Genomic DNA, 2,532 nt, shown 5'->3' with positions numbered 1-2,532 from the left:
GACGCCTTCACCTCCGAGGAATGTGCCAACTACCTCAAAAATTCAGGCTATCGAACTTAATGCCATCACGCTTTAATGCGCGGAGACTCCCCTCACCCGGATCGCATCTTCGATGCGATCCGACCTCTAAGAGCGAGCTTCGCTCGTCTCGACCCCGCACGCGGGGCGAGGTAAGGGTCAGGTGCGGTGACTATCGGCGGCAAATCCGCTATCTCTTGAGGTCTGCTTCGCAGACGGGTTTTACGCATGGCGCGCGCCAGCAATCTCTTGATCGGCACCCTGACGCTGGCCCTGATCGCCGGCTCGCTCGGCGGCTGGCTGGGCTATCAGCGCTACGCCGGCATCAAGCGGATGGTGCCGTTCCGCGTCATCTTCGAGGGCTCGGCCTCCGGCCTGCGCCGCGGCGGCAGCGTCAACTTCGCCGGCGTGCGGATCGGCGAGGTGGTCTCGATCAGGCTCGACCGGCACCGCGTGGTGGCGATGACGCGGATCGAAGGCAACGCCCCGATCAAGAAGGACACCCAGGCCGGCCTCGAATTCCAGGGCCTCACCGGGATCGCCTCGATCTCCTTCACCGGCGGTACCGACGATGCTCCGCCGCCGACGCTCGGCGCCGACGGCATTCCCGAGCTGACGGCCGACGCCGAAGGCACGATGGGAATCCAGGAGAAGCTGCGGGTCGCGCTGCGCAATGTCGACCGCGTCATCAGCGAGAACGAGGCCGACATCAAGGACTCGCTGCTCGGGCTCGAGAACTTCACCAATTCGCTGTCCGGCAATGGCGAGCTGATCGCCGGCTTCATCGACGCCGCCGACGACGGGATCAGCGCGGTCGACGCCAAGATGACCGCGGCCGACAAGTTCCTGAAGAGCTTCGGCAGCGACAAATATGGCGGCGAGCTGCTGCCGACCGTGATCTCGCTGCGCGAGCTGATCCAGAGCTTCGACAAGAAATCCGGCGCCATGATCGCCGAGACCCGCAAGACGCTCAGCGACGTCAACCAGTCCGTCAACAAGTTCAACGAGAAATTTGTCGGGCCCGCCGGCAGGCGCTAGATCATGATGCGATTCCATGGAATCGCATCATGATCTCATCTCTTTGTTTGAGCATGATTTTTTCGGAAAACCGGTATCCACTTTTCCGGATCATGCTCTAGTCTGGCCTTCCGACCAAGAACCAAGAACAACGGAAACGCTCAACGTGCACGACCGGACCGCAGCCCCCTCTCCGCCTCCCGCAACCGTGAACCGCGCCACGCCTGCCGTGCCGCGGCATCTGCGGAGCTATCTCACGCTCGACGATTTCGAGCCGCAGGCGCGGCGGCTGCTGCCGAAATTCCTCTACGGCTACATCTCCGGCGGCGCCGAGACCGATATGGCCCGCACCGACAATCGCCGGGCGTTCGAGGAATACGGCTTCGTGCCGCGGGTGCTGCAGGACGTCTCCGGCCGCGACCAGTCCACGACGCTGTTCGGCAAGAGCTACGCCTCGCCGTTCGGCATTCCGCCGATGGGCTCCTCTGCCCTGTGCGCCTATCGCGGCGACATCGTGCTGACGCGGGCCGCGGCTGCCGCCAACATCCCGATGATCCTGTCGGCCTCCTCGCTGATCACGCTGGAGGACGTTCGCGCCGCCAATCCTTCGGCCTGGTACCAGGCCTATCTCGCCGGCCTTCCCGAGCGGATCGAGCCGCTGGTCGATCGCGTCGCCGCCGCCGGCTACGACACCTTCGTCGTCACCGCCGACGTGCCGGTGCCGCCCAACCGCGAAAACAATATCCGCAACGGCTTCCAGGTGCCGCTCGAGATCACGCCGCGGGTGTTCTGGGACACCATCACCCATCCCGACTGGCTGCTCAACACCTGGGCGCGCACCGTGTTCAATCACGGCATGCCGCATTTCGAGAACATGGACGCCAAGCAGGGCCCGCCGGTGCTGTCCAAGAACCTGATGCGCAACATCGGCAGCCGCGACCAGCTGGCCTGGAAGCATGTCGAGCTGATCCGCAAGCGCTGGAGCGGCAAGCTCGTGGTCAAGGGACTGATCGCGCCGGAAGACGCCCGGCTGGCGCGCGAACATGGCTGCGACGGCGTCATGGTCTCCAACCATGGCGGCCGCCAGCTCGACTACACCGTCGCCGGCTTGCGCACGCTGCCGGAGATCGCGGCGCAGAAGGGCAACATGACCGTGATGGTGGACGGCAGCATCCGCCGCGGCACCGACGTGATCAAGGCGCTGGCGCTCGGTGCTGATTTCGTCTGGGTCGGGCGGCCGTTCCTCTATGCCGCCGTGGTCGCCGGCGAGCCCGGCGTGGCGCGCGCGATCTCGCTCCTGCATGCCGAGATCGACCGCGATCTCGCGCTGCTCGGCATCCGCAGCCTGAAGGAGATCACCCCGGACCTGGTGCGGAAGTTCTGAGACGATTGCATCCGCAACGGGACTACGTCCCCTCTCCCGCTAAAGCGGGATGGGTTTAGGTTGAATCGATTTGGGATTCCCAAATCAGTGTGTTTCTGATTCACCATGCTGGC

At 64.5% G+C, this 2,532-nt stretch carries 2 protein-coding genes; both read left to right on the top strand.

Annotated elements, in window-relative coordinates; all coding sequences use genetic code 11:
- Window positions 1-246 precede the first annotated feature (246 nt).
- Entirely contained in the window at window positions 247-1,056 is an 810-nt protein-coding gene (locus IF803_RS42370; protein ID WP_028343501.1) for an MlaD family protein, read from the top strand.
- A gap of 208 nt (window positions 1,057-1,264) precedes the next feature.
- A complete protein-coding gene (locus tag IF803_RS42365) occupies window positions 1,265-2,419 on the top strand; it encodes an alpha-hydroxy acid oxidase (protein WP_461196145.1) in 1,155 nt (384 codons plus the stop codon).
- Window positions 2,420-2,532: the final 113 nt, after the last annotated feature.

It is taken from the genome of Bradyrhizobium sp. UFLA06-06 (assembly GCF_054820065.1).
This window is presented reverse-complemented; position numbering and strand designations above follow the sequence as displayed.